The following is a 7,518-nucleotide window of genomic DNA, read 5'->3' as shown; positions in this document are numbered from 1 at the left end:
CTGAGGAGGAAAGATGCCTCGCCGGAGTCGGGCATCCAGAAGAGGGAGTCGGCCTCGATGCCCTGCGTGCCGGTGAGGGCATATTTCTTGCCGTCGGCCAACAGATAGGATTCGGAACTGATTCTGATCCAATAATGAGGCTGGAAATAGGCATCCGTATGGAGTACGGTGGCCGTGTCGCTCAGTTCCACCTTGGAGATGTCGAGCGTCATGGTGTTGGCCGATTCAATCAGGGGATTCTCTACGCATTTGTACCGCTGCGTACACGACGTGGCCAGCCACATGGCTGCCGCCATCAGGAAAGTAATCTTGCTGTGCATACCGGTTTCGATTTAACAGATTTCGCAAAAGTAGGGAAAAGCAGGTACAATGCCAACTGCAAAGCATACATTTTTTAGTTTGGATGGAAATAAATGCTTACAGGAAGATGCCTTCGGATTTTGTGGAGAAAGCGGTGCCGAAAACCGGTAAGCTGTATTCAATCCGAATGTAGGCAACATTCGGGTCGAAGGTTGCCTACATTCCTGCCGAAGGTTGCCTGCCTTCGGAAAAACGGTTGGACGGGAATCGGACGGTGGTTAGGGAAGGTAAAACGGACGGTGGTTATAATACTTGACAAAATGGCGCGTATCCGTATTCTGTGCCGGTTTGTGAAGAGGTGTGTCAGGATTATCATTCCGGTCTCAACCTCCTTCTCAGTTCCCACTCCGTTTGTCCAGAAACTCCTGGAAGGTCTGCTTGTAGCTGTCGCTGATGGGGATGTAGTTCTTGCCGAAGACAATCCGGCCGCGGTCTATGACCCTGATTTTGTCTTTCTGCACAATGTAGGAGCGGTGTACGCGCATGAAGCGCGAGGGGGGGAGCAGTTCTTCCATGGCCTTCATGCTCATCAGCGAGAGGATGGGCTTGGATTCGCCCTCTTCGTAGATTTTGATGTAGTCCTTCAGTCCTTCTACGTACAGGATGTTTTTGAGTTCAATCTGCACCAGCTTGTATTCGCTTTTGACGAAGATGCTGTCTATCTCCTCTTTGGGCCGTTGCAGCAGCTCGAACCATTGTACGGCCTTGTTGGCAGCCTGCAGGAAGTCCACGTAGGAGATGGGTTTCAGCAGGTAGTCCAGCGCATTGACCTTGTAGCCGTCTATGGCATATTGGCCGAAGGCGGTGGTGAAGATAATGCGGGTGCGCTGGTCTACCATCTTCGAGAATTCGAGTCCGTTCAGTTCGGGCATCTGTATGTCCAGAAACAGCAGGTCGACCTGCTTGCCGGGCAGTTCCTTCATGGCCTGTACGGCGCTGGAGTATTTCCCGGCCAGGTGGAGGAACGGGGTTTTGTTGACATAGCTTTCCAACAGGTTCAGAGCCAGCGGCTCGTCGTCTACTATTGCACAATTCAGGGTCATGGTTGTTGTCGGTTATTCGTTAAACATCTATTACCAGCAGAGAGCGGTATTCCTTTCCGTCGTCTCTCACTTCGCGTTTCCATTCGTAGTGTCCGGGGTAGGTGAGTTCCAGTCTCTTGCGCACCTGTTCCAGTCCGATGCCGCTTCCGCTCTTGTCGGCCTCGGTCTTGGGGTGGTAGCTGTTGCGGATGTCGCAGCTCACCTTACCGTCCGTTTCGCTGAAGTGAATGTAGATGTAGCTGGGTTCGGTGGGAGAGATGCCGTGCTTGAAGGCATTCTCTATGAGCGAGATGAATATCAGCGGAGCAATCTCGGTGCGGCTGTCCGTACGCACATCGAACCGCGTCTCTACCGTCACGTTGGCCGAGAGGCGGATGCGCATCAGTTCGATGTAGTTGCGGATGAAGTCCATTTCCTTGCCCAGAGTGACGAAGTTCTGCTGGTTCTCGTAGAGTACGTGCCGGAGCAGCCGGCTCAGTTCCTGCACGGCGGCCTGTGCCTTGTCCGTATCGAAGGCGATGAGGGCGTAGATGTTGTTCAGGGTGTTGAGCAGGAAGTGGGGGTTCAACTGGTTGCGCAGGTTCTTCAGTTCTGCTTCCGCACGGTCCTTCTCAGCTTCACGGCGGGCAGATTCTATTTGTTTCCAGCGTCCGCTGAAGCGGATGGCGGCACTCAGGCCCACCGTGAGCACCATGGAGAAGATGTCCCTCAGCAGGAAAATCCATTTGGGAGGCCCCATCGGCTTTATCCTTGTGTCCTTTCGCGGATAGGTCATGTTGGCATATTCCTGCCAGAAGTGAGAACCGAATGCAAGGGCCAATATCAGTATGACGTTCAGTGCCAGGTATTGCTTGGTGTGCCCTTCGAACAGGTAGCGGGGAATGAGGATGAAGTAGTTGACGTAGAAGATGACCAGAAACGAGAGCGGAATGATGCTGCCGTGGTGCAGATAGTCCTGCCAGGTGATGGTGAAACCGCTGCGGCTCATCATCACAAAGGGAAAGGCCAGCACAATGCCCCAGCCAATGACGTGTATCAGCACTTCCACAATGTGTGGACGGGAGTTGGAAACATTTTTCATCATAGTGCAAAGATAGAAGATTTAATGAAGAATGGAGTATGACGGATGAAGAATATTTTTCGTATGCAGGCGGACGGGGCGGCATGGGAAAAGGGGGACGCAAGCTGCACGGATTGCGCGATGCCGGGCGATGATGACGTGCCGGGAAGGCAATGTCCGTGCCGTTCGCGCCGCTCGTGTCCCCCTTCCTGTCGGGGCCAGTCTGTCCGGATTCGGTCCTTATTCGTAGCGGATGGCTTCAATAGGATCCAGGTCGGCTGCCTTCTTGGCGGGATACCAGCCGAAGAATACTCCGGTGACGGTGCAGACTGCAAAGGAGAGCAGTACGCTCCAGCTCTGGATGTAGATGGGCCAGTGGGCTACGTTTTTGACTATGAACGAGGCTCCGCAACCGATGACCACTCCGATGATGCCGCCGGTGATGCTGATGAGGACAGCCTCGATGAGGAACTGGCTCAGGATGTCGATGCCGCGTGCGCCGACCGACATGCGGAGGCCTATCTCGCGGGTACGCTCCGTGACCGACACGTACATGATGTTCATGATGCCGATGCCCCCCACTACCAGCGATATGCCCGCGATGCAGGCCAGCAGGGTGGTCATCAGGTCGGTGGTGGAGTTCAGCATGGTGCTGAGTTCCTGTTGCGAGCGGATGGTGAAGTCATCGTCGTCGCTTTCCTTCAGCTTGTGGTTGCGGCGCAGGATTTCGGTGATTTCCTCGGTGGCATTGTCCGTCATGTCTTCGGTCAGGGCCGAGGCGAAGATGCCTTCCAGATAGGTCTGTGCCAGCAGACGTTTCATTACGGTGGTGTAGGGAGCTAGCACTACGTCGTCCTGGTCCATGCCCATGGAGTTGTAGCCTTTGGCCTTCAGCACTCCCACCACGCGGAAGGGCACCTGGTTGAAACGCATGATCTTGCCGATGGGGTCTTCGTTGGGAAACAGGTTGTCCGCAATGGTCTTTCCGATGACGCACACCTTGGCCGAGGTCTGTATGTCGCTGGCGGTGAACATCTCTCCGCTCTCTACCGTGAGTTGGCGGATTTCCAGATAGTCCAGGCCCACGCCGCTGACGGAAGAAGGATAGTTGTTGTTGCCGGCAATGAGCTGGCCGGACGAGGATACGTTGGGACTGACCGCAGCCACGAAGTTGGTCTCGTTGCGCAGCGACTCATAGTCCGTCAGCTTCAGGGTCTGCATGCTGCTGGGGTCCTGGCGTACGCCGCCCCGCATGTCGGCGCCGGGGTGAATCATGATCATGTTGGAGCCCATCTCGGAAATCTGCTTCTGGATGCTTTTCTTCGAGCCTTGTCCGATGGCCAGCATGGTGATGACCGACGCCACGCCGATGATGATGCCCAGCATGGTGAGGAAGGCCCTCAGCTTGTTGTTGGCCAATGCCCGCAGGGCTATTTTAAATAGGTTGGTTCCATTCATCGTTTAGTCCTCCTCTTGTTTGGGCAACGCGGCAAGCGCTTCGGCGGCGTTCAGTATGTTGGGGTTCACGCTGTCGTCCTTCACTTGTCCGTCGCGTAGAATAATGTTCCGGCTGCTGTATTGGGCAATTTCCGGATTGTGGGTCACGAAGATGATGGTGCGTCCTTCGGCGTGCAGCTTCTGGAAGAGCACCAGAATCTCGAACGAGGTACGGGTGTCCAGGTTACCGGTGGCCTCGTCCGCCAGGATGACGGCGGGGTTGTTCACCAGGGCGCGGGCAATGGCCACACGCTGCATCTGTCCGCCGGACATCTGGTTGGACTTGTGTTCCAGACGGTCGCCCAGACCCACGGCCTGCAGGGCCTCGATGGCTCTTCTTCTTCTTTCTGCGGCAGACACGCCGGAGTTGTACATGAGCGGCAGTTCCACGTTCTCCACGGCGGTCGTCTTGGGCAGCAGATTGTAGTTCTGGAAGACGAATCCGATCTTGCGGTTGCGCAGGATGGCGCGCTGGGGCTTGGACATGGTGCGTACCGAGATGCCGTCCAGCAGGTATTCGCCGCTGGTGGGCGTGTCGAGGCAGCCGAGCGTGTTCAGCAACGTCGATTTGCCCGAACCGGAAGTTCCCATGATGGTGACGAACTCGCCTTCGCAGATGGTGAAGGAGATGCCCCGCAGGGCATGTACCGTTTCGTCTCCTACCTGGAAGTTCCGTTTGATGTTTTGAAGTTCAATGACTACTTTCTTACCCATGATGCTTGTCATTTGTTTTTCTTTTTATTGTTTCCCGGAGGGCCTGGCATGAACGGATTCTGTTCGTTGTCTCCTTCCTGTCCCATTTCGGGCATCGGTGCTTCGCCTTGTGTTCCTGCGATGGTGGCTTCGGTGATGACGGACGTGCCTTCGCTGATGCCGCTGAGGATTTCGGTGTTGATGCCGTTGGAGATGCCTATCTCTACCGGGTGGGCGGTGAAGGTGTTGCCTTCGCGTGTCCAAACCTTGTGTTCAGCCTCGCAGTCGTTCACGATGTCATTGTCGCTGATAAGAGGCTTTTCCGGGGTGAAGCGCAGGGCTCGGGCCGGTACGCACAGCACGTTGTCTCTGTCCAGCGTATAAATGGTGACGTTGGCTGTCAGGCGGGGTTTCAGTTTCAGGTCCGGATTGTGAGCCGTGATGACTACCTCGTAGGTGACCACGGTGCTGCTGGTGCTGCTGGTACTGCTGGAGCTGGCCTCGCCCAGACGGATTTGTGTCACTACTCCCTCGAACACGTCGTTGGGGTAGGCGTCTACGGTGAAGGTGGTGCGCTGTCCTTCTTCCACGCCGCCTATGTCGGCTTCATCCACATCGGCCACTACCTGCATCTGGGTCAGGTCGGCTGCAATGGTGAAGAGGGTCGGGGTCTCGAAGCCGGAAGCTACGGTCTGTCCTTCTTCCACGTCTTTGCTGATGACGACGCCGTCAATGGGCGAGGTGATGGTGGCGTAGGACAGGTTGCGTTCGGCCTTGGCCAGGGCGGCTTCGCTGCTTTCATAGCTGCTCTTGGTTTTCTCGTAGTTGTAGAGGGACAGTTCATAGTCGGTGTCGCTGATGAGCTTCTTCTCGTGCAGTCCCTTGTTGCGCAGGTAGTTCTTTTCCTGATACTCGTATTCCGCCTTGGCACCGTTGTAGGCAGCCTGTTGCGAAGCCAGTTCGCTTTGCAGGGTGACGCGGTCCATTTCGGCAATCAGTTGTCCTTTAGTGACGACCGAGTTGTAGTCCACATAAATCTTGTCGATGATGCCGCTGACCTGCGTACCGACTTCCACTTCCGTCACCGGTTCGATGGTGCCGGTTGCGGTGACTGATTCTGAAATCTGACCTTTGCCGACGGTAGCCGTGACGTAGGTCACTTTGTGTTTGGCCGACGAGTTGCCGAAGAGCCAGATGCCTGCACCGATTATCACTATCAGAACGATGGCAATGAGTGCGATTTTCTTCTTGTTCATATTCTTGTCTTTATTGGTTTTTTGATGATAGTCTGTTTATGCAATGGGTGCCCGTCTCAGAGCGAGATGCTCTCTCCCTGGTAGAACTTGAGCAGTTGCGCGTTGAGGATGGCCATGTACTTGGCCTGGAGCGTTTCCTGCTGCGCGCTCAGCAGGTTGTTCTTCTCGGTCAGCAGTTCCACGGTGTTCTTCATGCCCAGGTTGAACTGCTCCTGCACGAGGTTGTAGCTGATCTGGGTGCTCTTCAGCTGCTCTATGGCGGCGGCATAGCGCTGCTGTGCGCTGTTGGCGTCCAGCCACAGGTTCTCGATGGTCTTGTAGAGTGTCTTCTGGCTGTCCAGCAGGTCCAGTTCGCTGCTCAGTTTCTGGATTTGGGCCTTCTGCACGGCGCTCTTCGTCTGCCGGTTGTTGAAGATGGGGATGCTGAGGGTGATGCCCAGCGAGTTGTTCCAGTTCTGCTTCACCTGCTCGCTGAAGGTGAAGTCGTTGCCGTTGGCGTTGGTCGTACCGATGCCGGCGCTCAGGCTCAGGGACGGGATGTAGCCGGCGCGGGCAATCTTGATGTCCAGCTCGGAGGTTTCCACGTTCAGTCTTCCGGCCTCAATTTCAGGCCTCATGGCGAGCGCCGAGCGGTAGACGTCCGTCTTCGAAGGGAGCGGCACCAGGACGTTCTCGTCGCCCAGCTCGGGGAGGTAGAGGTTCATTTCCTGCTCGCCGTCCAGTTCCAGCAGTTGTTTCAGTTGGAGTTTATAATCTTGCAATGTGGCTTGTGCTGTCACCAGTTGGTATTTGTCTGTGCTGACCTGCGCCTCCAGTTGTGCCAGGTCGCTCTGGGCGATGCTTCCTGCTTCGTAGAGCACCTTCCCGCGCTCGTACTGCGCCTTGCTGACCTCCAGGGTCGACTCGTTGACCTTCACCGACTCGGCGGCGTAGAGTATCTGTATGTAAATCTGGGCAATGCTTTCCTCGATGCTGTTCTCGCTCTGGGCCACGTTGAGGTCGGCAATGCGGTTGTTCAGTTGTTGTTGCTTGATGGTGTTCAGGCGTTTGCTGCCGTTGTAGAGGGTCCAGTTGGCGTCGATGCCGTAGGTGCCGTTGTACGAGGTCTTGCTCTGGCTGCTCGTGATGTTGTCGCCGCTGATGATGGTACCGCTCTCGCTGTTGGGGCGGTTGACGATACGCTGGCTCATGCTGGCCGACAAGCTGGGGAACAAGGCCGCCTTGGCGGTTTTTACATCCACTTCCGCACTTTCTGCGTTCAGTTTGTTCTTCCGGATAGTGATGTTCTGCCGCAGGGCATAGTCAATGCACGTTTGCAGGTCCCATTGCTCGGGCAGCTTTTCGTCTGAGACGCTTTCCGACGTCGGGGCTTGCAGGGCGATGCTGTCGTTCTGGGCCGGCAGGCAGGCGCATCCTGCCAGGCAGAACGCCATCACTGTCAATCTTTTAGTTGTTCTCATATCTTGTTCTCTAATAATGATGTTTTACGCATACAAAAGTAGAGAAGGCACCGATAAAGGACAAAAAAGATGGAAGTTGGACAACTATTTGTCGGCGGAGGTGACTTTTGTGCCGATAAATCCCAAAATGCGGGCGGGGCGTCCGTGGG

General features: G+C 55.6%; 6 protein-coding genes and 1 pseudogene. All 7 read right to left on the bottom strand.

Going from position 1 to position 7,518, the window contains the following annotated elements:
* Positions 1-320 (bottom strand): annotated as a pseudogene (locus Q1Y74_RS12735) (thioredoxin); the annotation flags it as partial.
* Positions 321-695: 375 nt separating this feature from the next.
* Positions 696-1,403: a LytTR family DNA-binding domain-containing protein gene (locus tag Q1Y74_RS12730; RefSeq protein ID WP_300814682.1), complete on the bottom strand. Its 708-nt coding sequence runs from the start codon at positions 1,401-1,403 to the stop codon at positions 696-698.
* A 19-nt stretch (positions 1,404-1,422) separates the two neighbouring features.
* Entirely contained in the window at positions 1,423-2,484 is a 1,062-nt protein-coding gene (locus tag Q1Y74_RS12725) for a sensor histidine kinase (protein ID WP_300814684.1), read from the bottom strand.
* 219 nt (positions 2,485-2,703) lie between these two features.
* Positions 2,704-3,921 carry an ABC transporter permease gene (locus Q1Y74_RS12720; RefSeq protein ID WP_300814681.1) on the bottom strand — a complete coding sequence of 406 codons (1,218 nt, stop codon included), beginning with the start codon at positions 3,919-3,921 and terminating at the stop codon, positions 2,704-2,706.
* Between the two features lie 3 nt (positions 3,922-3,924).
* Positions 3,925-4,674 carry an ABC transporter ATP-binding protein gene (locus Q1Y74_RS12715; RefSeq protein WP_300814683.1) on the bottom strand — a complete coding sequence of 250 codons (750 nt, stop codon included), beginning with the start codon at positions 4,672-4,674 and terminating at the stop codon, positions 3,925-3,927.
* Positions 4,675-4,682: 8 nt separating this feature from the next.
* On the bottom strand, positions 4,683-5,909 hold the full coding sequence (locus Q1Y74_RS12710) for an efflux RND transporter periplasmic adaptor subunit (RefSeq protein WP_300814680.1): 1,227 nt from the start codon (positions 5,907-5,909) through the stop codon (positions 4,683-4,685).
* A 56-nt stretch (positions 5,910-5,965) separates the two neighbouring features.
* The gene (locus Q1Y74_RS12705) at positions 5,966-7,369 is read right to left on the bottom strand and encodes a TolC family protein (protein WP_300814679.1); all 1,404 of its coding nucleotides are present in this window, start codon (positions 7,367-7,369) and stop codon (positions 5,966-5,968) included.
* Between the last annotated feature and the right edge of the window lie 149 nt (positions 7,370-7,518).

This window comes from uncultured Bacteroides sp. (assembly GCF_949298305.1).
Taxonomy (GTDB): domain Bacteria; phylum Bacteroidota; class Bacteroidia; order Bacteroidales; family Bacteroidaceae; genus Bacteroides.
The sequence above is the reverse complement of the archived record's forward strand: the minus strand, read 5'-3'. Positions and strand labels throughout refer to the sequence as shown.